The 26023-nt window shown below is 44.1% G+C and carries 17 protein-coding genes; 4 read left to right on the top strand and 13 right to left on the bottom strand.

What is annotated here, in order from left to right:
• Positions 1-14 precede the first annotated feature (14 nt).
• The 5 genes from QUA04_RS03640 to QUA04_RS03660 form a co-directional block, all read right to left on the bottom strand.
• Complete coding sequence (locus QUA04_RS03640; RefSeq protein ID WP_333253865.1) at positions 15-437, bottom strand: DUF202 domain-containing protein; 423 nt, start codon at positions 435-437, stop codon at positions 15-17.
• A gap of 143 nt (positions 438-580) precedes the next feature.
• Positions 581-1246: a hypothetical protein gene (locus QUA04_RS03645; protein ID WP_333253866.1), complete on the bottom strand. Its 666-nt coding sequence runs from the start codon at positions 1244-1246 to the stop codon at positions 581-583.
• A gap of 542 nt (positions 1247-1788) precedes the next feature.
• Positions 1789-2448 carry a cadmium resistance transporter gene (locus QUA04_RS03650; protein WP_333253868.1) on the bottom strand — a complete coding sequence of 220 codons (660 nt, stop codon included), beginning with the start codon at positions 2446-2448 and terminating at the stop codon, positions 1789-1791.
• A 20-nt stretch (positions 2449-2468) separates the two neighbouring features.
• Positions 2469-3173 (bottom strand): cadmium resistance transporter, encoded by a 705-nt coding sequence (locus QUA04_RS03655; protein WP_333253871.1) that lies wholly within the window; start codon positions 3171-3173, stop codon positions 2469-2471.
• 213 nt (positions 3174-3386) lie between these two features.
• Positions 3387-4889 (bottom strand): APC family permease, encoded by a 1503-nt coding sequence (locus tag QUA04_RS03660; protein WP_333253873.1) that lies wholly within the window; start codon positions 4887-4889, stop codon positions 3387-3389.
• Positions 4890-5280: 391 nt separating this feature from the next.
• Here QUA04_RS03660 and QUA04_RS03665 point away from each other — a divergent pair, with 391 nt between their 5' ends.
• Positions 5281-6195 (top strand): LysR family transcriptional regulator, encoded by a 915-nt coding sequence (locus QUA04_RS03665; RefSeq protein WP_333253875.1) that lies wholly within the window; start codon positions 5281-5283, stop codon positions 6193-6195.
• A 137-nt stretch (positions 6196-6332) separates the two neighbouring features.
• Here the strand turns inward: QUA04_RS03665 and QUA04_RS03670 are convergent, their stop codons facing one another.
• Positions 6333-7178, bottom strand: a complete 846-nt coding sequence (locus QUA04_RS03670) for a prohibitin family protein (protein WP_333253877.1) — start codon at positions 7176-7178, stop codon at positions 6333-6335.
• A 53-nt stretch (positions 7179-7231) separates the two neighbouring features.
• Complete coding sequence (locus QUA04_RS03675) at positions 7232-8434, bottom strand: EAL domain-containing response regulator (RefSeq protein ID WP_333210145.1); 1203 nt, start codon at positions 8432-8434, stop codon at positions 7232-7234.
• 421 nt (positions 8435-8855) lie between these two features.
• On the opposite strand from QUA04_RS03675, the gene QUA04_RS03680 reads away from it, so the two are divergent.
• Entirely contained in the window at positions 8856-9371 is a 516-nt protein-coding gene (locus tag QUA04_RS03680) for a heme-binding protein (protein WP_333210147.1), read from the top strand.
• Here QUA04_RS03680 and QUA04_RS03685 read toward each other — a convergent pair.
• From QUA04_RS03685 to QUA04_RS03695, 3 genes are all read right to left on the bottom strand, one after another.
• On the bottom strand, positions 9358-9774 hold the full coding sequence (locus QUA04_RS03685) for a secondary thiamine-phosphate synthase enzyme YjbQ (RefSeq protein ID WP_333210149.1): 417 nt from the start codon (positions 9772-9774) through the stop codon (positions 9358-9360). The genes QUA04_RS03680 and QUA04_RS03685 overlap by 14 nt on opposite strands.
• 96 nt (positions 9775-9870) lie before the next feature.
• Entirely contained in the window at positions 9871-10971 is a 1101-nt protein-coding gene (locus QUA04_RS03690) for a glycosyl transferase (protein ID WP_333210151.1), read from the bottom strand.
• A 150-nt stretch (positions 10972-11121) separates the two neighbouring features.
• Complete coding sequence (locus tag QUA04_RS03695) at positions 11122-12135, bottom strand: hypothetical protein (protein WP_333253879.1); 1014 nt, start codon at positions 12133-12135, stop codon at positions 11122-11124.
• Positions 12136-12257: 122 nt separating this feature from the next.
• Between QUA04_RS03695 and QUA04_RS03700 the strand changes: the two genes are divergently transcribed.
• Positions 12258-12824, top strand: a complete 567-nt coding sequence (locus tag QUA04_RS03700) for a hypothetical protein (RefSeq protein WP_333253881.1) — start codon at positions 12258-12260, stop codon at positions 12822-12824.
• Positions 12825-12828: 4 nt separating this feature from the next.
• On the opposite strand, the gene QUA04_RS03705 is transcribed toward QUA04_RS03700, so the two are convergent.
• Positions 12829-18165: an AAA family ATPase gene (locus QUA04_RS03705; protein WP_333253884.1), complete on the bottom strand. Its 5337-nt coding sequence runs from the start codon at positions 18163-18165 to the stop codon at positions 12829-12831.
• A 442-nt stretch (positions 18166-18607) separates the two neighbouring features.
• Between QUA04_RS03705 and QUA04_RS03710 the strand changes: the two genes are divergently transcribed.
• Positions 18608-21076 carry an ATP-dependent Clp protease ATP-binding subunit gene (locus QUA04_RS03710; protein WP_333253886.1) on the top strand — a complete coding sequence of 823 codons (2469 nt, stop codon included), beginning with the start codon at positions 18608-18610 and terminating at the stop codon, positions 21074-21076.
• 106 nt (positions 21077-21182) lie between these two features.
• On the opposite strand, the gene QUA04_RS03715 is transcribed toward QUA04_RS03710, so the two are convergent.
• Both QUA04_RS03715 and QUA04_RS03720 read right to left on the bottom strand, forming a co-directional pair.
• Positions 21183-25232, bottom strand: a complete 4050-nt coding sequence (locus QUA04_RS03715) for a hypothetical protein (protein WP_333253889.1) — start codon at positions 25230-25232, stop codon at positions 21183-21185.
• 214 nt (positions 25233-25446) lie between these two features.
• Entirely contained in the window at positions 25447-25986 is a 540-nt protein-coding gene (locus tag QUA04_RS03720) for a redoxin domain-containing protein (RefSeq protein WP_333253891.1), read from the bottom strand.
• Positions 25987-26023 lie beyond the last annotated feature (37 nt).

Here is a 26023-nt window from a genome sequence, read left to right on the forward strand (position 1 = left end):
TTAAACCGCCACCATTATTCAGGTGCCATCAAACCAAATGAGCTAGAAGGAACGGTGAACATATAATAAATTACCCCAGCCCCTAGGATTGCGATCGCGAGGCTGAAAAGAATTACCCAGCGATCGGTAGGTTCATAAGTATCGTAATCGATATCGTGACGGACGCCAAAGTAGTGCTTAGTTGAGAATAACACCGTCAGCAAACCCACTGCTGAAAAAAGCAAACCCAACTTCCAGCCATTGCCGGGAGTTGGGAGTAGAGGGGGATGAAAGGTGCGAAGGCGCACGATAACTACGCCAAAACCCATCAGCGATATTGCTGTCCGCATCCATGCTAAATAAGTGCGCTCGTTTGCCAAGTGATCCCGCACCCGCGACGGATTTGGTCGCTTAGTCTTTTCTGTATTTTTTTTCGTGGATTTCCAATTTAATAGCATAGATAAACGTTTTAATTTTAACGCCAAATTAAGAAGGGAAACCGATATATTTTCGCTGGGACGATTATCCGCCGGGGAGCGCTCCCCGGCGGATTTTGCGTTGCAACGGGCTTTAAACAGCCGATCGCCTTACAACACCAAAACTAATCATTTTCCTCAGTTGGTGCGTTGGGAACTTGGGTATCTATGTACGCCTGAGTCACGTCAGGAACAAACCAATTAGCATCCCCCGGCTGGAAAACTTTAGCAGTAGGAACGTTGAATTCTACAGCCCCCGTATCGGGATTAGCTCTGGCTACAACTTGAGTTCCGTCAACTATCTTAACCGCGAGACCGCCAGTCAATTCTTCTGAAGGTTGATCGGTCGTTCTTAAATCCGTTGCTTTGATATCGCTGGGTAGATAAATTCCATCGCAATCCCATTTATGTTCAGTTGTTTGGCCGTCAGCTAGAAAATAAAGGGCATTTTCGTAAGAAGAGGAAGCTGCTTTTTTGCGTTTCGGGCCGTAGACAGCCAGGGTTTTTCCGGTCTCGTTGCGGCACTGACCCCAAGGTTTTCCCGTTTCTAAAGTGTATTTTTGAAACTCCAATTGAGAGATTTTTTTCTGGAGTTCCTCAGGGGTATAATTCTGGGCGAGATTGGGTGCATCTTTCGCTGTCCTGAGAGTGTTTAGAGCTTGAGTCACCTCTATGTAATCGGGATTTGTCGCATATTTTGGCGTTTTTGGAGCGTCGGCCCACGAGGGGGAAACGAATACTAAATTGGCAGCCATTACCAAGAGCACTAAAACAAATTTGAAGATTTTCACAATTTTTCTCCTTTTCTAGATGGTCAGGTTTTTTCCAACTTTCTGTTTGCTTGCTATTTTAGGACTTAGGCAAAAACGATATCTCTTTAACTGGTTTGTCGGAAAAACCAAATTGTGCAGAAGCGAAAAATCGGTTTTTTCAGCATTCTACCTATTGTCAAAGTCGCTCTGCGTAGAGTAGGGGCGAAGTGTTCGGGCGATATTTTATGGATTAATCCTCAAGTTTTTAGCTTGGTTTGATTCACCACTACTACAGAATTTATTGAGACAAAAGGTATATTGTTGCCTAAGTCTGGCAATTGGCTAGCTCAAAAGATGGTTTCAACTTTCGTGAATACTTGAGGCTAAATTAGTTTGAAGCTGCTTTTAGCTTGGTCACTCACTTCATTATTAACTTAGCATATTTGTTGATAAAATTCAAGCGATATAGTGCAAATTTTAAGCAAACAATTGTTAAGGGGAAAGTGATGAGTTAGGACTTATGATTTATGGCAAATTATCTACCTATAGAGGGAGGAAAGTAGCGGACAATTGGCTAATCCTTAGTTAGATTGAAATGCCGGGAGCAGGCGATACGTACCGCTTTCAATCAGAATAAATATTCCCAAGCCAATTAATACAAAAGGGACAACAGCCTGGCTATACCGAGTCAAAATACGGGCGATCGCCCTTTGGCGAGTTAACCGATAAGCGGCATAAGACCAAATACCTACCATCACCGAGAAAACAGCCAAAATCACTACCAAGCTCGGCAAATCGCTGCTAGCAAACAGCGGCAAATAAATACCGATGTTGTCACCCCCGTTGGCGACTGTTACCGCAGCCACATTCAAAGTTTGGGGGTTTAAAAGATTTGCTAACTTTGACAAAGGTGAATTAGATTCCCGCTTAAATTCGCCCGATACCGCTTGTACGTCATTTTCCTCATTTTCTTTCTTGACTAAGTGACTGATGCCGATCGCGATCGGAACCAAACCCAGCAAACCAATCCAAGCTTTCGGCACAATTAAACCGCCAAAAAAACCGGGCAAACTAGCAGCGATTAGTGCTGCAAATCCGAGGTACTTACCGACAAAGATATGCCGGGGGCGGAAAGTATCATTTACCTGGGCGAAGAACAGCATCGAAATCACCATATCGTCGATATTGGTTGCGGCAAAAGATGTAATCCCGGTAATAATCGCTGCTGCAATCCAATTCATGTGCTGTCCCTGCAATTTTTCTAGACTTCCGTTTCCCTGGCGTTACCTCTGCTCATAGTTATCAAACAGAAAGCGCAACCGACTAAAGATATTATACTTAAAGTTGGGCTTGCCAGAGTGCCACTTTTAACCAGAATCGTCATTCCCAATCCGATCAAAACAAAAGGTACTAATTGATTGCCGTAGCGAGTCAAAGTATCCGCGATAGCCCGCATTTGAATTAACCGATAAGCAGCGTAGCACCAAACGCCTACCATCCCGAAGAATACAGTGAGAACCACCGCCAAACTTTCTAAAGTATTGCTAGCAAAAAGTGGCACATATATCCCGATATTGTCGCCCCCATTGGCCACCGTCACCGCTGCTACGCTGTAAGTTTGAGGAGACAGGAAACTGCTAAAAAAAGATTTCTCAGATTGCTCTAATTCTGCCTCAACTTCCGAATCCTCAGTTTCTGGATTCAGCAAGCGGCTAAGCCCGATCGCAATTGGCAGCAAACCCAGCATTCCGATCCAATCTGGCGGAAAGATTAAGCGGCCAAAAAAGCCGGGAAGGCTAGCTAAAACCAGTGCAGTAAAGCCCAGAAACTGACCGAAGACGATATGCCTGCGCCGAAATACTGCATTCACCTGCGAGAAAAACAGCAGCAGAATCAGAATATCGTCAAGGTTGGTAGCCGTAAAAGCTGTCATCCCCGTAGAAATTGCTGTTAGTAATTCATTCATTTCTGTGTCTCCTCAGATTTTTTATTTCGTTGTAATTGCTGGGCTCGTATCTTCGGAACGGGCAAGATGCCCGTTCCACAAAAATTAAATTTTATTGTGGGCTGTTGCTCGGAGCAACGCCTTTGAAATGCTTATTGATAATGCTGCAATATCTCAGTAAAAACCCCGTTGCTTAAAAACTCTTTCTCCGAACAGCGAACTGGTAACTGTTAATCAAAAACGCTCGCTGTCAAAGGGAACCGCTTTCAATCGAACACCGCCGTAAATTGCATTTTCTTCCTCGAACTTGGCATGAATTGCGTCAATACCCTGCTGCATCGATCCCGCCAGTTCAGGAGAACGCAGCCGCTGCCAGAAAAACCATCCGCAAGTAGCCACCAAGTACATCAAGAACAAGTAAGGAAAGGCATTGTAAGGAGCTTCTGGAGGTGGGAACATAGTGCTGCCGGGAATGCCCACGCTGCCCGCAATCGGAATCATCATAAATGCGATCGCCACAGCCGAAAATGCTACATCCTGCAGGCGCAATTTACCAATTTTGTGCAGGTAAACCGGGGCGGCGATCGAAATTAAGACATACACGGTTAAAAATCCGTAGCTGCAAATTGCCCCCAAATAACCCATACAATCGAACAGTTTGATGTCAAACATAGACATCACAGCAGGCACCAAAAATGTCAGAAATGTACACATCGTTACTGCAACGTGGGGAGTTCTATTAGATGAATGCGCTACACCTAATGAAGAGTGAAACAAACCGTGCCGCGCCATCATAAAAAACACTCTCGCCGCTGGATTGATGCTGCCGAGCACGCAAGCAAAAAAGCTAAATAAAGCGCCGAAAGCCACTAACTCTCCCAGCCAACCCATACCGATTTGTTGCGCTAGAAAAGTCAGAGGTTCTTCACTATTGGTAATAGAAACTCCAGTACCGCTAAAACCCAAAACCTCAATATAGGTCATCAGAATGAAGAATAAGCCTGCCATGACAGCACTGCCCATGACAGCTCTGGGGATATTTTTTAAGGGTTTTTTCGCTTCGTCCCCCAGAGATGTAGCACTTTCAAAACCAGAGAAACCAAACATGACTAATACAAGTCCCGTCGCTATGTTGCCGGGAGTTACGCCTTCCAAAGTTAATTGGGACATATCCAGGGCAAAACCTTTGTGCGCCCAGATGATGATGCCCAAGATGGAAATCGCTGCCACTGATGCCCCCTCCAGCCACAGCATTGCCATAGCTGAGAGTTGGATATCTTTATAACCTGCATACCAAGCAACCCCCGCCCCGATCGCTAACAGCGTAATCGGTGACGGATGGATGCCTAAATGACCGATAAAAGTACCCGTAAAGTTGGCAAAACCACACAAAACGGACATCGCAGTAAATAGATAAGCCAGTACCAAACTCCAGCCGCAAATTACGCCGGCAGTCGGCCCAAGTCCTTTAACAATATAAGAATAAAGAGAACCAGCAGAAGCCGATCGACTCGCAAATTGGTTGATATTGATGCTGACAAATACTAGGCCCATCAAGCCGATGAGAAAGCTTAGCCAAGTCCCGTTACCCGAAAGAGCGACAATTAACCCTAGATTAGATGCGGGTATAGTTGTAGGTGCAATGACGGCAAAGGATTGAGCTAAAACCTCCCCGAAGGAGAGGCAGTCCGGCTTTAAGCCGTGTGCACTCTGATTTTTTGGCGTTTTCTTAGTCATTTATCTTCTCTCTTGTTGTCGATCGACTTTTGGCGATCGGCTTAAACTTGTCGGTGCTGCTTCAGCATTGGGCCCTGCATGAGAAGCTTGAATATAACTGTAATCCCCTTCTGAGGTAGAATCAAATGTTGTTTTTTATCGAATTAATAAATACAAGTGATGCAGTGCCGCCACAAAAGAACTGTTGGAGTACCAGACGTATCTGTCGCCACTAGCTCAAACCCTTGACCTTAAAAGGAAACTTTAAATAGCGGCTGGCAACCGTGCTTTTTGGGTAATTCCAACCTATACCAGAGACTCGATCGAAAAGTTCAGGTAAAAGCTTAGCCACCAGAGATTTTAATGTCAAAAAATCACTATATTTAGTAAAAGGGTACTCAGCATGGCCGGAATGACACTTGACCAACTTCGAGTTTTTCTAGCTGTCGCGGAACACCTGCACTTCAGTCGCGCGGCCGAGGAACTTTACATTACTCAACCCGCTGTTAGTGCGGCAATCCAAAGCTTAGAGGCGCAATATGGAGTAAAACTATTTCACCGCATTGGCCGCCACATCGAAATCACGGAAGCCGGGAAGTTGCTGCAAATGGAAACGCAGAAAATTCTCGACCAAGTTGCTTTGACTGAGAGAGGTTTGCGGGAGTTGAACGACTTACAGCGAGGCGATTTAAAATTGGGTTGCAGTCTGACCATTGGCAATTATTGGTTGCCTGATAAAATTAGCAAGTTCAAACAACAATATCCTGGTATTTCCGTGCATTGTACTTTGGCAAATGCCGAAGAAATTTGTGCGGGTACGGCGACGGGAACATTTGATTTGGGTTTAGTAACGGGAGATATTAAAGCTTCGCTTAAGAACACTCTGGAGGAAGAAGTTGTAGGCAGCGAACGCTTGCTGATTGTAGTTGGCCAATCTCACCCTTGGTTTGAACGTGCAGAAGTGAGTTTAACGGAAATTGCGAAAACGGATTGGGTGATGCGAGAAGCTGGTTCTGGAGTTCAGCAAATGTTGGAACAAGCTTTGCAAAGTTGGGGCGTTAATCCCGATGAATTGAATGTAACTTTAGTTTTGAACAGCAGTGAAATGGTAAAAGCAGTGGTGGAAAGTGGCACAGGTGCAGCGGCTATTCCTGAATTGATGGTAAAAAAAGAATTGCAGCTATCTACACTACGAGCGATTAAAATTATAGATAGCCAACCAAGTTCTAATGTATGTTTGGAAATAATTAAACCCGTTTTAAAACTGAAGCACCGACAGCGTTTTCAAACTGGAATTACTAAAGCTTTTGAACAGATATTAACTTAAGGTGCTGGTAATTGGTAATTCAGGACTTACGCACCAATACTCAAGAAAGCGGGTTTTTTACCGACATCAAAAGCTAAACCCCGTGTATTTTCGTAAAGAAACCCGGTTTCTGGCTACCCCTGCGTGCAGGATTATAATTATCTCTCAACCAATTTCCTCAAGTCCAATATATTTTTACCCCCATCACCAACAATCAGCGGCAATTTCCCATCCCATTTTTCTATAGCCTGCCTTTCCAAAAGTTCCTGAGTCAAATTGTCCCGCAGCAACCTTTGCACTTCGGCTTCTCCCTTGGCTAAATTCACCTTAGCGTCCGCCTGTTTTGCTGCTTTTAGCGCTAAAAACTCCCCTCTTTTTGCCTCCTGTTCGGCAATTTGTTTCGCCTCCACCGCCTCGCTAAACCGCTCAGAAAAGTGAACGTGTACTAAAGAAATATCGTCAACGGCAATGTGATATGTAACTAGCCTCAAGGTCAAAGAATCATCAACTGCGGCTTTAACTTCTCCCCGCTTAGTAATAATTTCTTCAGCCGTGTATTTAGCCATAACTGCTTTTAATACTTCTTCAACAGCCGGCTCGATAATGCGAGCCACGACTTCTTTCTCGTCACCTATTTGTTGAAAAATAGCATTGGCTTCTTCTGGGATAATATGCCAGTTGAGCGCTACATCCGTGAAAACATCTTGCAAATCTTTTGAGGAAGCTTCAGCGGAACTTTCCTGTTTTTGTACCCTGACGCTCAACTTTTTTACACTATAAACTGTGGGGACTATTACGTGAAGTCCTTCTCCGAGTACCTGTTCTTGCACTTTACCAAACTGCATCAGCACGCCTCGTTCTCCAGCGTTGACAATGATAAAAAATCTGGATAAAATAGCTAAAAACACTATCAATAGAGCTAGTTGAATAGCTAGGTAAAAATCCTTATTTTTTTTATTGCTTGATTTGAGTGAGTCAACGTTTTTGCTGGATTCTACAACCATATTCCACCCCGATCGCACTTAATTCTCTGCTCAATATTGACTTAATAGATATTCTATTTTCCTGCTATCAACAATTGTTCAAAATCCGCTGATGCCAAAGGAGGACTAAACAAATATCCTTGCATTATATCGCACTTATAGCGCCATAGAAAATCTTTTTCGGCTTCCGTTTCAACTCCTTCGGCAATTACCTCAAGACAGAGACTGTGCGCCATTTCAATAATAGCTTTCACAATCGCTGCATTTGTGCAACCATCGGTTATATTGCTGATAAAACAGCGGTCTATTTTTAAAGTATCGAAGGGGTATTGCGTCAGATAGCTTAAAGAAGAATACCCCGTTCCGAAATCGTCAAGAGATATACAAACTCCCAAATTTTTCAAGTGTTGCAAAGTGGCGATCGCACTTTCGGCATCTTCTACCATCAAACTTTCTGTCAGCTCTAATTCCAAACTGCTCGCTTGCAAACCAGTTTCTGCTAAAATTTGGGCAACTCTGCTGCTGAGATCCGGTTGGTGAAATTGGCGCGGCGACAGATTCACCGCTATCCGAAGCGAAAAACCAGCATTTTGCCAAACTTGCATTTGCTTGCAAGCTGTGTGCAAAACCCACTCGCCTAACTCTACAATGAAGCCAGTTTCTTCGGCATGGGGAATAAATTCTGCAGGCGAAATCAGCCCTTTTTCTGGATGTACCCAGCGCACTAAAGCTTCGGCGCTCATAATCTTACCTGTCTGGACATTGACTTGTGGCTGATAGTAAACTTGGAATTCTTCTCGTTCCAGTGCGTCGCGCAAACTTGTTTTTATCTGCTCTAATTTGTCGGTGGCATCTTGGTTGAATTCGCTGCTTGGCGATCGCAAAGTATTGTACTGTTCGGCGACAGCTTCTTGTTTTTTCAAGCGGCTCGATATCGCGCCCACAAGTTCAGCTTTACTAAAAGGTTTAGTCAGGTAATCATCTGCTCCCAATTCCATACCTTGCCGCATTTCAGAGCGATCGGCTTTACCGGTCAGAAAAACAAAAGGTACTGTAGCAGTAACCGGATTAGATCGCAAGGCCACCAGCACCCCATACCCGTCAAGTTCTGGCATCATCACGTCGCAAATAATCACGTCGGGAACATTTGACACCGCCGCATCTAAACCTTTTGCTCCATTTTCTGCACCCGTCACGTCGAAACCTTCAGCTTTGAGGAGTTTGAGAATATTTTCCCGAATTACTTGCTCGTCCTCAATCACTAGAATCTTTTTCATACGTCATTCCCTGAAAGCGGTATAATTGATAGGCGTTATTGAACGCGATAAGCGTGGCAATAACTGAGAACGCACAGCTCGATCGGCCCAACAGCCGAATATTTTCCGACACAAATAGCAAACACCTGAAAAACGCTAATTTTTCAAGCACAACTAGATTAATGTTTCTCTGCTTACTCAGTGCCGTCCGTATTATTATGAGGTTAATTAATAATCTCTCAACTAATTCTAGGCGATCGATAGTTAGCAGCGCCTTAAATAACTGCTAAACTAATTGTGCCACCTGAACGATTGTCTGCAAACAATCTCAGTCTATTTATACCAGTTGTCAAAAATAATGCAACTGCAAGCAAGTTCCAAACCCTTGCGGAGTAAGTATTCCCCCATTTTTCAATGTAAAATCTCAACTTTTAAATCTCAAATGGTATTACCTACTGGATTCCCTGAACCCGCACAGATTGGGGTCATAGAAGTTAAGCAATATCCTCACTACCGCGCTGTCACCTACACCCACGCGGGCGATTTGCGACAAGCAACTGGCATCGCCTTCAATCCCTTATTTCAACACATCAGCAACAACCAAATTGCGATGACAACGCCAGTAGAAGCGCGCTACACGAAAACTTCCGGGCAAATCGATGCAGTTCCTCAAGCTGAAGTTTCGTTCCTCTATCCCGCACCAAATATCGCCCCCAGCAGCGTTAACTCCGCTGTAGAAGTTACGGATACTTCGCCCATGATGGTTGTCAGCATCGGCGTGGGCGGGGCCTACACTTGGGAAAGCTACGAAAATAACCTCCAGAAACTCAAAGATTGGCTTCAAGAACATCCTGAATACGAAATAGTCGGGCCGCCGCGCCGCTTTTTTTACAATTCCCCGATGACGCCGGAAGCAACTAAAATCAGCGAGGTACAAATTCCGATCAAGTGCCGCTGACGTGAACAACTAATTCGCGAATATGACCCCGCTGACGATGTTCCCACAGGTAAATTCCCTGCCAAGTTCCTAACAGCAACCTGCCGCGGTCGATCGGGATTTGTTCAGAAGTATGAGTCAGCGCAGTGCGAATATGCGCCGGCATATCGTCTGGGCCTTCCGCATCGTGAATGTAGCGATCGTCCTCCGGTACCAGTTTAGCCAAAAAGTTAGCCAAATCCTTAAGTACATCCGGGTCAGCATTTTCTTGAATCACCAAACTAGCAGAAGTATGGCGCAAAAATAAACTACAAAGTCCCGTTTTAATACCTGAATTCGCCACCACATCTTCTATCTTAGGAGTGATTTTGGACAGAGATTTTCCTGTAGTTTGAATCTTGAGTATCTGTTGATAGTGATTCATTCGATTTTAGATTTTAGATTTTGGATGAGACTGATGCAAAAGTCTTCTGTCGGCGGAGGTAGACTTTGTTTGTGTAAGATCGATTTCTAATCGCACTTATGAAAAATAGTCTACAACAGCTTGGGCGAGATCCTCCGTACCATTTTTATCCAATTTACCCGACAAACGGGGCGGATGCAGCGGTTGCCGCAAAAACTCCCAATCCCCCTCAAAAAACTCCGTCGCCGTCAAGATTTGATGTTCCGCATAATTTTGAATCCCTTCCAGCAACACCCCAGCTTCTGCAAAACCTTCTCTCATTATAGAAACGACAGGTATTTCCAAGCGCAAAGCTTCCGCAAAAGTGCTGTATCCCGGTTTAGAAACTAAGCGCCCGCAGACAGGCATAATATCAACCGGACGGGGTAAAATCGGGAGAGATTTTGCAAACTCCTGATTTTTGACTTTAATCAAATTCGGCAAATCGGGAGCTCCCGCATCAAAAGTAATAAATTGCCAGTCGCTAAATAGCTGTAAATTTTGATAAGGAATTTCCTCTAAACCCAATCCGCCGAAAGTCAACAAAACAGTTTTTTCCAGGGGTGTTTCAATTCCGAATACTTCCCGAATTTTCTCGTTACTGTAGCGAGGATTGCCGCCAGTCAAGCCAACATCTTGAATATTGGGGAAAGCTGTCATCGGTTCGTGCAAAGGAAGACGAAAAAGCCGATCGCACATTCCGAAACATTCACCAATCCAATCTGCCATTTCTACAAATTCCCCGCCCCACTCGCGATAGATAAAATCCCACCCGAAATTGCTCATCATCCAGCAGGGAACCCCAGCCGCTGCCGCCATTCGCGTTGCCAAAGGAGGAATATCTGCCAGCACCAAACCCACCCGATTTTGCTTGATAAAATTAACTTCGCTGGCAATTAGGGAATTTTGCTTTTTCCGGATTTCCCGCAATTTTTCCAGCGTCGCGTCTTTATCCATATTCAAACTGTCAGCTTGCACCACACCCACATCAAAAGCGCGGGGACGGTGGATAAAGTCGCCACCAATATAACATTCTAGCAGCCAGCGAGGTGCTGTTGTTGTGATAATTAGTAAGATATCTGGATTTAATTCTTGAATTTTTGCAGCTACGGACGCAACTCGGACAGCATGACCGAATCCGTGATTTGTGATGGCAATATATAATGTTGGTCGAGACATTTATAATAGGGAATGGGGAATGGGGAATTGGGCATCGGGCATCGGGAATTGGAGGTAGAGACTGAAAGGCAACAAGGCCAAGCTTCAAGCGACGCACAACCAACAATGACACAATGAATAACTAATGACTATCGAATATGCAAGAACTCATCAATCGTGCGCGCCCTCAGACCAAACAGGCAATTGATTAATTTTGTCCAGCGTTATATCTACATACTTTTTACCATCCGCTGCTAGATTTTCCCCAAAATATCCCTCATCGCCGTCGTGCTTGTGAGGGCCGCTCACAGCTTCTGCATAGCGGCCTTGCAAACGAGCTTGATTGAAAGGAGAAGTAGCGTACCAGTACCAGCGAGTCGGAAAAACTATGCCGCCGATATCCTCAATAGAATCGCGAGTGCCGCGAAAGTGGAAAATGCGATCGGCCTGTGCAAAACCATTTTCTCCCGAAAACACGCCCCCAACCGAAACAACCGTAATTTCTGCCTTCAGCCATTCTTTAAGATAGCGAGTAGCACCCAAAGCAACTTGTGCGCCGCCGCTAGTGCCAATTAAAATAACTTTCAAAGGTTTTTGAGGATTAACTGAAATGGGAGATTGAGCATTCATGCGATCGATAATTGCATTAGCAATTCCCTGATTGTATGCAAAGCCGTAGCGATAATCTAGAGAAATTGCAAACCTCCAGAGATTGCGAATTTTGATGAATATATCCCCCGCAATCGGCCCGCTTTTTGCCTGTTCTGCAAACCGCCAAAAAGGAGCTAGCCACCGCTCTCCTCCTAAACTTTTGTTAGACGCTGAATAAGGAAAAACATCGCCCACTGCTACGCACTGCGGGTGACTTTTAACTAAACGCTTGAGAAAAAACTCTTCACCAGGGGTTAATTCATCCCCTGAAAAATCGCCAACTCCCGGTAAAAAGATGATATAGCAATTGAGTGGCGAAGACTGACGCGCTTCTAGATTGCCCTTCTTAGGGGGCAATATCGTCGGCGGATTTTTCTTGATACCAAAAGTTTCGGCACTTTGATTCAGCCACCATATAACAGTCCCCACCGGCGAAAGAATGCCCCAAATTATCAAAATTACACCTGCGATGAGCAACAAATTTAAACTTCCCCCGCGCAGCCATGCAAGTATCCGTAAAATCAATCTTAGCATTTAATAAAATCTGGTAGAATGCCAATTAATTACCTAATTACCTAGAATTAGTTCGGTGATTCTGCTGTATTAGAGCTTATTTTGTAAAAGTTGTCAACTATCTTGAGGCGCAGGAGTTCAAAGTGAAGGGAGAAGATTCAATTGCAGGTTTGGGCGCAACGCTTTGGAACGCACTTTCTTTGAACGGCAATTTTTACGAAAAAACTCCGTACACTCGCAGAACTAAGGGGATAGCTTTAACAATTGTAATTTTAGCTGCGCTGTCCCGCGTTTTGGGCAGCGCTGTCATTTTGTTAATCAATCGAACTGAGCTATCAGTGTTATTTTTAGCACTTTGGATAGATGGTTTGGCAGTCGCAGGGGGTTATTATTTTTGGACTTTCACTATCTTTAAAATCGGGGAGTGGCTGAAGCCGGGGCACGTAACTTATCGCGAGTTGTTGGTTCCGATCGGGTTTGCTTACGCGCCCCAAGTCCTGAATTTTTTAACTCTAATTCCTTTGCTGGGAGAAGGAATAGAGCGGATATTATCTGTGTGGAGTTTGCTAGCTGTAATTGTGGCGGTTCGCCAAGGTTTGGATATTCAAACTCGCTGGGCGGTGTTAATTTGTTTTGTGGGTTGGCCATTGATCCAAATTGCGATCGGCTTTGTGAAAGTAGTTGAACAGTTGCTTTCACGATGGCTGTAATTCATCAATACGGCAGCAGTATAGTAAACTCGCTGCCCTCTCCAGGTTCCGACTTGCAAATTAACTTTCCTCCATGTTGTTCTACCACAATTTGATAACTGATAGACAATCCCAAACCCGTCCCCTTACCTACCTCTTTAGTAGTAAAAAACGGGTCAAATATTTTACCCAATACCTCCGAACTCATCCCCACACCATTATCTACAATGCGAATCGCTACTTGATTTCCTTCGGCGACTTCAGTCCAAATCTGAATTGTCGAGTCAACTTCCCTCCCTCTTTCGCGAGACAAAGCATCAATCGCATTGGTAAGTACATTCATAAATACCTGATTAATTTCTCCCGGATAGCAGTTCACTAAAGGCAAATTGCCGTACTCCTTCATCACTTGAATGGCACTTAATTTTTGAGATAAAATCATCAACGTGCTGTCGATACCTTCGTGGAGATTAACCCATTTTCTATCTGATTCATCTAGCCGAGAAAAGTTTCGCAGCGACAGCACAATATCGCGAACTCTCGCAGCACCAACTCTCATTGAATCTATCATTTTAGTGAAATCATTCATCAAAAAATCTAAATCTATTTGCTCTGTTTCATTGACTATTTCTTCCACTGGATTTGGGTAATTATTTTGGTATAAACGTAGTAAATGTAGTAAGTTTTCCGCGTATTCATTGGTGTAATATAAATTTCCATAAATAAAGTTAATCGGGTTATTAATTTCGTGAGCAATTCCCCCCACCACTTGCCCTAAACTGGACATTTTTTCACTTTGAATTAGCTGCAATTGAGTGTGGCGAAGTTCTTCCAATGCATTATGCAATTTCTCAGTTCTTTGCGCTACTCGCGTTTCCAGAATAGTATAAAAACGGGCATTTTCTAGAGAAATAGCTGCTTGTGCAGACAGGATTCCCAAAATTTCTAGCCGGTCGCTAGTAAAAGCACCTTTGGTTAAATTATTTTCTAAATAAAACATTCCCGTAAGGTGGCCTTGATGGATAATTGGCAATACCAGGATAGATAGGGGTTGAGTTGCCGCAATATAAGGGTCAAATTGGCATTGCTCGGCTCGCGTAGCATCATCTAAAACCAAGTATTTTTGGGTTCTTTCTACATAGTTAATTAAGGAAATTGGGAGAATTTCTGATTCGGCAATCGGGAGAGATTGTAAGAGAGTTACATCATTAAACTGACCTGTAATTCCAGCTTCTATGAATAACTCATTACCTGTCTTGGCAAGAAATAATACTTTTTGAGCGCCTGCGTTTTCCTTCACAAGCTGTACGAGTTTCTCTAGCAAGCGGCTGAGAATTATTTCGCTCGAAACAGCTTGAGATGCTTTGACAACAGTTGGTAAATCCAGCATCAAGCTATTGTCAACAGTAGTGGTAGCAGTCATGAGCTCAACATTTTTAGATATTGCTCCTTGATTGCGATCGACTAAATAATGATAGCGGGATTCTAAGTATTTAACTTTTGCTATAGCTCCCCAGCGGATGTAGGCATAATAAGCTTTTGTTAGATAAGATTGAGCAATTATCTCTTTATCCAAAGATTGATAAAACTCTCCAGCTAATTCATAAGCTAATGCTTCTTCTTGGATGTAACCGTTAGCAGCCGCTCCTTTAATAGCTAAGTCATAATCATCCATTGCTGCAAGTTTTTCGCTGAAAAGTCGAGCTTTCTCAGCTTCAACTAACTCGTACTTGTGCTGATAATTCATGGGTGCATGGTAGGCCCACTTTTTCATAATTTGCTGATTAGAGTTAACAATAGCTAGGTATGCTTCTTGATTGTCACTGTCAGGATAGTGAGCGAGGAGGGCCAGCGAATAGTAGAAATTGTGTACCCCAACAGTGATTAAGCCGATCGCCCCATCTGCGTATTCTGCCGCTAATTTACCGCAGGCAACAGCCGCGGCATAATCTTTCAATAAATAAAGCAGCATCAATTTAGCAACATAAGCTGCAAACAGCGACATTCGATTATTTTCTTTCTGCCAACGCGACATCACAGCAGGTTCATCCAACCTGTCGCTAACTAATCGTACTTGCTCTGCTGTTTGGCTTCTTAAGCTTAAAGCAATTACTTGCCAAATTTTAGCATAACCTATGGCAAATTCGTGTTTATTTTTTACCAAAAATTCCATATAAATGCTTTGTTTCTCTTTGACATATTCTAGGGGTTCTCCCACCAAAAACAAATTGGTAATATAGTGCTTAGAATTATAAATTGCCCATTCTAAGTCACCACTTTCCAAACCAAAATTCCTTCCTTCGAGAAAGGAAGCAAGTGTATTTTTAGTAGACTCTTTCCAGATTCTTATATGACCATTAAACATTACATAAACCTTAGCTTTCTGTTGGCTAGCATTAAATTGTTCGAGCAGCTTTAAAGCGATTAGTCCAGCGTAGTAGCCAGCTTCGATGTCGCCTTCGATGCCGCACAGCATCATTCCATAAAGAGTATAGGGAAAAGTAGCTAATGCTGAATGACCGTGATCGATACAAAGATTGACCATAGTCAAGACGAGGGACGACACAATTTCTGGTTTGGCAATATAAGCAGGAGGATAGAGGGCTGTCAGGATTTCCATAGCTGCCAGTTGATAAGGATCTGTCATAACTGGCAGGTTTTCTAATTCCTCAATTCGCGGCAATTTTGGCACTGCAATGGTTGGGCTATCTAATAGGTTTACTCCCAGCATTTCCAGCACTTCTAAACCTGTTTCAACAGCTTTTAGCATCTGGCTTTGAGCCTGATAAAATTGGATCTTTAGCTGATACACTTTCACTATGTCAAGCTGGTTTTTAGCCGATCGCAAAACCACTTCCGCCAAATGTTCTGCTTGCTCGAAGTTGGTGTTTAAATATTCCGCTTCCAGCGTCTCTACATACAACCGCAGCGTCATGCTATAGTTGCGATCCCAGCTATCAGGTGCTAATAACGCAATTCCCACATTCAAATACTTAACAGCGGGTTCATAAGCGTTAGCTGCTTTTGCCTTATGTCCAGCGATTAAATTTAATCCTGCTAATTCATCTTTTTCTGATTGCAGGAGCAGACAATCAATTCCTACATTCAACTGGTTGATAAGATCAAAAATTTTCTCTTCTACTTTATCGGCGGGCGTATTTTCAAACAGCAATTTACCGATGCTAAGATGAGTGGCTTTCTTTTGATCATCAGGAATCAGCGAATATGCAGCTTGCTGGACACGATCGTGCAAAAATTTATAGCTGATTCGCGAAGAATCGAAAGTTAAATTAGCTCCTGCTTCTCCATCTAAAAATAAAGGAATGAGGTAACTCTCATTCAAGGGAAGTATTAACCCCGCTTGCAAAGCATCCCAGAGTTCAGTCGCAGTGACTGATGGAGATTTTGTGTTGACAGTAGAGAGAACATCTAAAGTGAATTTGTCCCCAACACAAGCCGCCAATTTTAAAACTTGTTGTGTAGTCTCTGGCAATTGTTGAATCCGACTGGCTACCAGTTCAACTACACTCTTATCTGTGATGCCAATAGCGTGAATCTCCTCAATATTCCACTGCCACTCCCCTCTTCTTCCGGGAGACAGCAGCCGGGAAAAGTCAAATTTCAAAAGTTTTTCTTGATAAAGAGAGTTGAGCAATTGCGTCAAGAAAAAAGGATTTCCACCAGTCTTATTCCAAATTAACTCCGCTAAAGGTTGAATTCTTTCTGAGTCATTCAAGGTTTCAGAAATTAACTCAGTCACCTGGGCTAAAGAAAGAGGTTCCAACACTAAATTGTTGAGAATAATCCCCGTTTCTTGAAGGTACTCTACTGTTTGCACTAAAGGATGTGTAGAGCTAACTTCATGGTCTCGATAGGCTCCAATTAATAGTAAATATTTGGTATCTGGGTCAGTCGCCAGCAATTCCATTAATTTCAAGGTCGCTGAATCTGACCACTGCAAGTCATCGATAAATATGACTAATGGATGCTCTTTTTGCGCGAATACATGGATAAATTCTTTGAATAGCCTGTTAAAGCGGTTTTGTGCTTCTGTGGGGGAAAGTTCCGCAACGGAAGGCTGTTTGCCAATTACCAATTCTAGTTCGGGAATTACGTCAATAATTACTTGCCCGGCATCGCCTAGGGCGGCTAAAAGTTGATGTTGCCAATCTTGTAATTTTTCGTTATTTTCCGCAAGTAACTGCTGGATCAAAGATTGAAAAGCTTGAATTAAAGATGCGTAAGGTATATTCCGCTTGAATTGGTCAAATTTACCTGAAATAAAATAACCCCGCTGTCTGGTGATGGGTTTTTGAATTTCGCTAACTACGGCCGATTTGCCTATACCTGCATAACCAGACACTAGTATCAGTTCAATTTGGGAAGGGGAAGAATTTTCCTCGCAAGGATTAGCTACTCGTTCAAATGCTGCCAATAGTTCGCTGACTTGTGTTTCCCGACCGTACAATTTTTGAGGAATCAACAACTGACTCAATATATCTAAGTTTCCGGGCGTAAAATCGACTATCTTGCCTGTACTTTCTAACTGATCTAAACAAATTTCTAAATCGGCTAACAATCCGCCGGCTGTTTGATATCTATCTTCGGCATTTTTTGCCATCAATTTCATCACAATTTGTGAAATTGGTGGTGGAATGTCTGAATTAATTTTATGCGGTAAAATTGCTTGAGAGGCTATGTGACTGTAAACTATTTCTAACGGGTCGTTACTCATAAATGGTAATTGACCTGTCAGCATTTCATACAAGGTAATTCCGAGGGAATAAAAGTCGGTGCGGTAGTCGAGGGTGCGGTTCATTCTCCCGGTTTGTTCGGGAGACATATAAGCAAAAGTACCGACTATCGAGTTAATATTATTAATGTGGGGATTTTCTTTGGACAATCGTGAAGCAATTCCGAAATCGGTCAGTTTAATAATTCCTGTTTGGCTGTTGATGATGATATTGCTCGGCTTAATATCTTTGTGAATAATTTTTTGAAGGTGTAGATATTCTAAGGTTTTTATGAGTTGAATGCCAAACCTCAAACAGGTGATGACTTCGAGCTTTTGTCGAGACATCAGGCGATCGAGAGATTCGCCCTCAAAGTCTTCTAAAAGCAAGCCGAGACGATTATCAAAGGTTTCTATGCTAATGACTTTAACTAGGCCCGGATGGTTTAAATGTTGGCGAATGCGATACTCGTGCTTGATCCGGGTAATTGCATCGAGGGTCGGATATTCAGCTTTCAGGATTTTGAGTACAGTTGTCTCCTGCTGGGTGGGAATTTTTCCTCGATAAATAATCGTTTCTATACCTTCGTGGAGAGTGGAGTGGATTTGGTATTGCGAGAGAAATTGCATGGAGTTCTGCTCAAAGTTGAAAATATATCTGATTCTAGTCGGTGTTTGCTGTTGACTGTTGGCTGTTAGCTGACGGCACGACCACCCTCAACCGTCAAAACTCTTGACATGGCAACTGTTATATGCTTTATTCAACCATGTACTTAGGCCAACAAAAATCAAGCTTTATTTACTCGGACAAGAATCTATTTATAGATAAAATGATAGTATTCATGGAATCAAGCCATTTTGCTACTATTATTCTCAATTAATATCCGATCGACAGCGGACGGCAACCACACCCCTACTATTCGGGTCTCCCCACTGTCCCTCCTCCCTTAGCAAGATACATTGTTAGAGAAGGAAATACACAAAAATTTACATCTATAATTTGTGTAGTGTTCCAAATCGCTCCTCACCAGCAGCGATACAGCCCTCGCCCAGACAGTAGGATAGAAAAAATATGTTTGAACGCTTTACAGAACAAGCCATTAAAGCAATCATGCTAGCCCAAGAGGAAGCGCGACGCCTCGGTCACAATTTTGTAGGCACCGAGCAAATTCTTCTGGGACTCGTCGGCGAAGGCACTGGCATCGCTGCAAAAGTATTACTGGATATGGGCCTCAACTTGAAAGAGGCGCGCAATGAAATTGAAAATATCATCGGTAGAGGTTCCGGGTTCCTCCCGCCGGAAATTCCTTTTACGCCCCGCGTCAAGCGCATTTTTGAGACGGCGCTGAACGAAGCGCGGCAGTTAGGCCACAATTACATCGGCACCGAGCACATCTTGCTGGGGCTGATTCAGGACGATGAAGGGGTGGCGGCGAAGGTGCTGCAAAACTTGGGGATCGATCGCCAGAGAGTCCGCACGCAGGTAATTCGTGCCGTGGGAGAAGTCGCGGCGGTACCCGGAGGTAGGGGAGATAGCGGCGATCGCAAAACCCCGACTTTAGAAGAATTCGGCACAAACCTGACCAAGTTAGCCGCAGCAGGCAAACTCGACCCCGTAGTGGGCCGCGAAAATGAAATCGAGCGCGTGATCCAAGTGCTCGGCCGCCGCACGAAGAACAATCCAGTGTTAGTAGGCGAACCGGGAGTCGGCAAAACAGCCCTCGCCGAAGGCCTAGCCCAGCGCATTGTTAATAGAAACGTCCCGGAAATTTTAGAAGACAAACAAGTAATCAGCCTCGATATGGGTTCGCTGATTGCAGGTACAAAGTTCCGAGGCGAATTTGAAGAACGGCTGACGAAAATCATGGCCGAAATTCGCGCTGCCGGCAACATCATTCTGGTAATTGATGAAATTCACACCTTAGTCGGTGCAGGCGCAATTCAAGGCAGCATGGACGCATCCAATATGCTCAAACCAGCCCTTGCTAGAGGCGAATTGCAGTGTGTCGGCGCAACTACCTTGGACGAATATCGTAAGCACATCGAGCGCGACGCTGCCTTAGAACGCCGCTTCCAACCGATCAAAGTCGGTGAACCGAGCGTGGCTGAAACAATAGAAATATTGTACGGGTTGCGATCGGCTTACGAACAGCATCACAGACTGACAATTTCCGACGCAGCTTTAGAAGCAGCGGCTACACTGTCAGACAGATACATTAACGATCGGTTTTTGCCAGACAAGGCGATCGACTTAATTGACGAAGCAGGTTCCCGCGTCCGCGTGATGAATTCACAAACCCCGCCTGAAGTTAAAGAGCTCAAAAAGCAACTGCCGGCAGTAACAAAAGAAAAAGATGCAGCAGTGCGCGAGCAAGACTTCGACAAAGCTGGAAAATTGCGCGATCGCGAATTAGAAATTGAAGCCGAAATCGCCGAAGCTACGATCAACAAAAGCCAACTCAAAACTTCTCCTATCGTCACCGAAGAAGACATCGCCCATATCGTGGCTAATTGGACGGGAGTACCAGTCAGCAAGCTGACAGAATCCGAATCGGAATTGCTGCTGCACATGGAAGATACTTTGCACCAGCGCTTGATCGGTCAAGAAGAAGCTGTCACCGCAGTTTCTCGGGCCATCCGCCGCGCTCGCGTTGGCTTGAAAAATCCTAATCGCCCGATCGCCAGTTTCATCTTTTCCGGCCCCACAGGCGTCGGCAAAACGGAACTTACAAAAGCCCTGGCAACTTATTTCTTCGGTTCCGAAGAAGCCATGATTCGGTTAGATATGTCCGAATTCATGGAACGCCACACGGTTTCTAAACTCATCGGTTCGCCTCCGGGTTACGTTGGCTACGATGAAGGCGGCCAACTAACAGAAGCAGTCCGGCGCCGTCCTTACACGGTCATCTTGTTCGACGAAATCGAAAAAGCTCACCCCGATGTCTTCAACATGATGCTGCAAATCTTGGAAGACGGCCGCTTGACTGATGCTAAAGGTCGGACAGTTGACTTTAAGAATACGCTGCTGATCATGACCTCAAACATCGGTTCGCGAGTGATTGAAAAAGGTGGCGGCGGTCTTGGTTTCGAGTTTGCTGAAAGTGCCGCAGACGGGCAGTACAACCGCGTTCGCAGCCTGGTAAACGAAGAACTGAAACAGTTTTTCCGTCCTGAATTTATCAACCGCTTGGATGAGATTATCGTCTTCCGCCAGTTGAACAGGGAAGAAGTGAAGCAGATTGCGGACATTATGTTGCAGCAAGTCTTCAGCCGCTTAACCGAACAGGGTATTACTTTGTCGGTGACAGACCGGTTCAAGGACTTGTTAGTTACAGAAGGCTACAATCCCAGCTACGGTGCTCGACCTTTGCGCCGCGCAATCATGCGGTTGTTGGAAGATGTACTGGCTGAGGAAATGCTGTCTGGGAAGCTGAAAGACGGCCAAAAGGCGATCGTTGATGTGGATGAAAACGGTCAGGTTAAGGTAGTACCCGATGGTCCATCTGAGCCAAAATTGCCAGAGTTCGCATTAAGCCATTAATGCACTCTACCAACGGATAAATACTGTTGATTAAAAACCCGGTTTCTCTAAGAAACCGGGTTTTTAATTAAATAATACCCGTAAAAAAAGCAACTTATCGATGAATCTAATCCCAGGATTGTAATTGCACAACCCAATGCTGCACGAAAGCAGAAATGCGATCGCGCCTAGTTTCAAAAGTAGCAGCAATCCAGATAAACACAATCCCAAAAGCCAAACCAATCGCCGATTTTATCAGCGGATAATCGAAGATCAGAACCACCAACTGATAGAAAACATTGATTAAAAATACTGCCGTTCCCACAAACAAAAACGCCCGAACTCGCAGCGCCAAACCCGCTGCAATAGCCACTAAACTAAAAGCTCCCGCAACTAAACCGTGGCTTTGCTGAGTAAAAAGAGGTATCCCGCAAATCAGCGCAGTGGCGAGCATCCGCAGATTGTGGCGCAGCGGTTTTTCTGCTGGTAATTTCAGAGTGCGATCGAACTGAGTAATGTAAAGTAAAGAAAGTCCTAAAGGAGTAACATAAAACTCTGGCTGAGTCAATCCTATTTGCCAGAACCACCGCAGCATTATCCAGTCAATTATCGCCACACTCACATAGCTAAAACGGACTTCCTCCCTGTCCCAAGCCAGGAAAAAATAGAAGGTAGCAGCTATCAGCAAGCTAATAGGATAAAACTTAGCCGGACTTTCCAAAATAGTAACTATTGGAATCAGCGAAGCAATTACCTGCCAAGGTTTTTTTGACCAACCCCAGTTGTCCCAAGGCAAAATGTAAATGAAATAAGCAAATAGAGAAGCGAGGGCAACTTTCCAAGGCCCCAGTGGCCCGGAAATATACTTAACTAAAGGCGTATTGATCCAGTAAAGCCGGATTGCAAAAGCTTCTAGCCAACCCAAGTAAATCCAAATTTCTGCCCATTGGCGATCGACATTATTGCGCCCTTGCAAGAAAGCGTATTGAATTAATAAGGCACCAGTGACTAATCCTAAATTGAGGCCGGATTTAATATCATTTGCCGAAGCCCAAATCAGGAGCGAACTGCTCAAAACCCAGTGCAGGTGAGTAAATATTTTTAGTTCAGCATTGGTTAAATGTAAATAATTGCTCAGCCAAGGAGATAAAATGCGATAGATATAGGTTAAAGTTGTGCCGAGAGTGGCCAGGACAATTAAGCCGTCGCCAAAAACTCCTCCTGGTGTTTGAAAAAGTTGATAGAGTAGCGATTCGTAAGCAGCAACCGACACGCCAATTAATCCTAAATAAACCACAGGTTTGAATTCTTGCTCCCGTCTGCCAATGCCGATCGCAATTAAAGACGCACCCAACACAGTTAAACCAGTCCAATTCGCAAAAGTGTGCGATCGGAAAATCAAACCCAATACCCCGTAAACCAAAGGTATAAAATGAATGCTAGGTAAAATTGTTGGATCGGGGTGGCGGCGCCGCCACACATCACCCAATAATTGAGTAAACAATCCGAGAGCGATATTAGCAACTGCCAAATTAATCGTAGTACGATCGACAAAACTCAAACCCACTGCTGTCAACAACTCCAAACTCCAAGCCCAGGCATAAATTGCCAGAGGGGAAAGTTGGCGTAAACTTCGGAAAATAATCGCAGCCATTATCACCAAAATCGCAGCCAAAGCTTCAGCAGAAGGCGGGAAACTCAAGCTACTGGCGGCGTAGAGTCCATAGGAATAAAAAGTAATAGTTGTTAACAGCAAGCTTGCCAGTAAAATTGCCCACCCATCTAAAGCTCGCTCGTAAATTTCACCTAATTGAGAAGGCTCAGGTAAACCCCTGGAAAAACGAACTATTATGCTGCGAAGCAACCACAGAGACAAAAGAGCGATCGCCCCGGCAATTCCCCAATCCCAACCCGACACAAAACCTAATTGATCGATCGCCGCCGCTACGAAACTCAAGCCAAACCCCACTCCAATCACAGCCGCTGGTAGCTCTACTAAGTAGTAAGTATTGACCAACATTAATCCGGCTGCCAAGCCAAAACCAATTAACCGATATCCCGGAAAAGTAAAAATTAGAAATTGTGCGAATATTAAGGATAGCGCACTAAAGGTACTGGCAACTCGTTTGTGAGAAACCTCAGTATATTTAGCAACAGCAGTCAAAGCCAAAGGAGTCGCCAGCCAGAGCAAACTCCACTGAGGGCGATGAGTGGCAGTACCCGCAATTAAATATTTTTGCAACAATATAAAGCTGAATCCTGCTAATACTAAGCCCAGATACCAGGAACTTTGGAACCATGCAGGATGCCAGCGAAAAAAGGCAGAATTTTCGCGGAAATTAGCCGCTTTCATCCAGACAAAAAATACCCACTCCGCCGCCATAAAAATCAATAATATGGCCGAGCAAATATTGGGTGGTTGGTTGGGAAAAAATAAGTCAATTGCCGAAGCGAGCGCGCCTAAACCCATAATGTGAGTTATGGGAACCAAAATTGCCGGATTTCCCTGTTGTTCAGCCGCAGAAGCCGGCCTCGAAACTCGCCGAAAATTATCGGTAATTACGTATTTCCAAGTGATCCAACCTAAAATTAAAGTAGATACCAATAAATTGAGCGATCGCCAAAACGGATTGACTAAACTAATAACAGTTAAAACAATCCCCAAACCGAGAGCAAGGTTTTCGCCAAAACGGGCAAGTTGAAACTTTCGCTTGCGGTAGAGCCACTGCGCCACACTTACCATTAAAATTAAATAAGGCAACAGCAGAACACCCCAAAAAGCCCAAGGAGTGTTCTGAGAGTTTGTAAGCTGAGTTAAAAAGGCAACAAATTGTGTTTTAATCCCTAAAGGAAGCACTCGCCAAAACAGCCAAATACTCTGAAGTCCCACCCCCTCAAGCATTAGCAAATCAAACTTTTGCCAAAACCGCACTAAACGGTTATAAAAAAACCAAACAGCCAATCCGCTAACTGCGATCGCCTGTAGCGGAATGTCGCGAAAACAAACCAGGTATCCCAAACCCAACAAACCCATTCCCGCTAATTGCCATTTAAAAAAATTGCAGGGATTTGGGTGGTCGGATATATTGTTTTTAATAGTCCCAGATGCGAGGGGCTGCTGCCAATCCAGCCATACTAAAAGCACGCCACAAATTCCCAAAGCTAAACCCATTTCAGCGATATTTACATCCTTGACAAATATCGCCCGACCCAGTAAAATTCCTAACGAATAAGCTACTAAAGCCGCTTTTTTGTAAGTCAAAAAATCTCTGCTCAAACTGAAAGCAGCGGGGAATGTTTCAGTATTTCCCCCACGTTGGAGAGATTGCAATCGTTGTTGCTGAACTTGATAAACTCTAGCAGCAGCAGTTCCCACTGTACCTAAATAAACGGCACCCACGGAAAAGCCGGCCAATGCCCACCCCCAATGCAAATAACTCAATCCCAAGTGATTTAATGCGATCGAGCGAGTGATGTTTTTTCCTGAAAAGCTTTGATATTGATCTTTTATAATCCGGGCAGTTATCCAAGTCAAAATAAGTGCCGCTGCGATTGCTACCGCCCAATCCCAAGGATACCGCCACAATCCAAAAGTATCCATTGCCCAAAAATTGATCGGCACTAGCAACAGCGTCACTTCTTGCAAAGTTTTAGCAGTCAAGTGCAAATTATGCTGTCTGTTTGCCCAACTGCTAATCGCCCAAAAAGTTAAAGTATAAGCTAACAAAACTCCATATTGTCCGGCGGCTGGAAATCTTTCCCACTGACTGGCAGCTAAGACTCCAGAGGAGACAACTACCATGAACACTCCTAAAAACAACAGCCACACCACGCTAATTTCGGCCATTAGCGAGTGCAAAATTTGAGCGATAAAATTAGGGGTTTGAGTAGTTTCTGTGGGCCTAGCAACGCTTTCTCTGCTGCTAGGTAAGGCTTGAGGCGTTGATAAGGCAGGTACTTTTGGCTCGTTAATAGGAGTTCGCGGGCCGTCAATTTCAGAAAGGTCTACAGCGCGATCGGGAAGCGGGCAGACTAAATACTGTCGGCACAATTGCTCAACCTCCGCAGGCGAAAGCAAGCCCAGCCACAACCAGGCTTCTAAACCTGTCAACAACTCAGGATGCGACGCTAAGACGCTCAATTCAATTTTGCTCGATCGATCTTTGGGAGACGACATCGGCTTAAACTTGTACTAAGTACCTTCAAGCTATAGCCTAGATTAATGTTGATCGAACATAGCAACATTCCGCCATCGCAATTGGCACAATAAGTATTTATAACTAAAGATCTGTCGCAGCCAGTGTCAACCGATGAAAAAATCCCGCTGATGGGCCTAAACCAGCGTACATCAGCGGTGAAAAACTCCAAATTAGGACACAGCAGCGGTTTCCTTACCGATCAACATATTGCAGCAAAGTGTCCACACTAGCATTGTGGTCTATGAAAGAAAACAAATGTTTGAAGAGAAGTTTTCCATCTACATCCAGAACAAACTGAGCAGGCAAAGGAGCACCTAAAGCCTGACCGACTTGATAAGCCCGAAAAACTTGACAGCCTGGATCGGACAGCAGAGGCATTTTCAAGCCTAAATCTCTAACCACAATTTGGCTTTGGCGATCGTCGGTACTGGCAACCATCAGTAATTCTATATTGCGATCGGCAAATTTTTCCCAGTTTTCATTCAAAGCTTTAATGTGAGGAAAACAGAAAGGGCAATATTGCTTTTCAGTAAAAATCCGCGTAAAAGCCAGAACTACCGGCTTATCGCCCCGATAATTCGACAGCCGCACCAATTTGCCATTATTAATATCCGGCAATTCAAAATCTGGCGTCATCTGTCCCAGGTTCAGAACATTAGTCGCCGGAACAGGCAATAAATTTTGGAAAAACCGCTGATTTAACAAGTCGCTAAAATTAGTAGAAGTCAGCATATTTCCTAATTGGGTAATTGCTAATTGCTAATTAAAA

Source organism: Microcoleus sp. S13_C5, from assembly GCF_036700845.1.
Lineage (GTDB): Bacteria > Cyanobacteriota > Cyanobacteriia > Cyanobacteriales > Microcoleaceae > Microcoleus.

Coding starts and splice junctions, on each gene's coding strand:
- QUA04_RS03640 (WP_333253865.1), bottom strand. CDS start 437: ATGCTATTAAATTGGAAATCCACGAAAAAAAATACAGAAAAGACTAAG.
- QUA04_RS03650 (WP_333253868.1), bottom strand. CDS start 2,448: ATGAATTGGATTGCAGCAGCGATTATTACCGGGATTACATCTTTTGCC.
- QUA04_RS03655 (WP_333253871.1), bottom strand. CDS start 3,173: ATGAATGAATTACTAACAGCAATTTCTACGGGGATGACAGCTTTTACG.
- QUA04_RS03660 (WP_333253873.1), bottom strand. CDS start 4,889: ATGACTAAGAAAACGCCAAAAAATCAGAGTGCACACGGCTTAAAGCCG.
- QUA04_RS03665 (WP_333253875.1), top strand. CDS start 5,281: ATGACACTTGACCAACTTCGAGTTTTTCTAGCTGTCGCGGAACACCTG.
- QUA04_RS03670 (WP_333253877.1), bottom strand. CDS start 7,178: ATGGTTGTAGAATCCAGCAAAAACGTTGACTCACTCAAATCAAGCAAT.
- QUA04_RS03675 (WP_333210145.1), bottom strand. CDS start 8,434: ATGAAAAAGATTCTAGTGATTGAGGACGAGCAAGTAATTCGGGAAAAT.
- QUA04_RS03680 (WP_333210147.1), top strand. CDS start 8,856: ATGGTATTACCTACTGGATTCCCTGAACCCGCACAGATTGGGGTCATA.
- QUA04_RS03685 (WP_333210149.1), bottom strand. CDS start 9,774: ATGAATCACTATCAACAGATACTCAAGATTCAAACTACAGGAAAATCT.
- QUA04_RS03690 (WP_333210151.1), bottom strand. CDS start 10,971: ATGTCTCGACCAACATTATATATTGCCATCACAAATCACGGATTCGGT.
- QUA04_RS03695 (WP_333253879.1), bottom strand. CDS start 12,135: ATGCTAAGATTGATTTTACGGATACTTGCATGGCTGCGCGGGGGAAGT.
- QUA04_RS03705 (WP_333253884.1), bottom strand. CDS start 18,165: ATGCAATTTCTCTCGCAATACCAAATCCACTCCACTCTCCACGAAGGT.
- QUA04_RS03710 (WP_333253886.1), top strand. CDS start 18,608: ATGTTTGAACGCTTTACAGAACAAGCCATTAAAGCAATCATGCTAGCC.
- QUA04_RS03715 (WP_333253889.1), bottom strand. CDS start 25,232: ATGTCGTCTCCCAAAGATCGATCGAGCAAAATTGAATTGAGCGTCTTA.
- QUA04_RS03720 (WP_333253891.1), bottom strand. CDS start 25,986: ATGCTGACTTCTACTAATTTTAGCGACTTGTTAAATCAGCGGTTTTTC.